The 236-nt window shown below is 64.4% G+C and carries 1 protein-coding gene; it reads right to left on the minus strand.

The genetic code is table 11. The annotated features are described in order from the left end of the window. The coding region (locus N8O80_RS09630; RefSeq protein WP_474104208.1) for an ATPase, T2SS/T4P/T4SS family at nucleotides 1-236 on the minus strand (236 nt) is incomplete at both ends.

Raw genomic sequence — 236 nt, forward strand, 5'->3', positions numbered from 1 at the left:
GGTATACCTCCTCCAGCGAGGTGACGCCCTGGGCGACCAGCGTTAGTCCGGCTTGCAGCAGCGTGGTCTGCCCCTGCTGCCGGGCGATTTCAGCCAACATGCTGGGGGCGGCCCCCTTCAGCAGGCCGGCTTGCACCTCTGGGGTAATGGTCAACAGTTCATATACCCCGGTGCGGCCATAGTAGCCGCTGAAGCAGTGCTCGCAGCCATCGGCCTTCCAGGGCAGCAGAGGTGTT

This window comes from Streptococcus mitis (genome assembly GCF_946190155.1).
Classification (GTDB): Bacteria; Bacillota; Bacilli; order Lactobacillales; family Streptococcaceae; genus Streptococcus; species Streptococcus mitis_CL.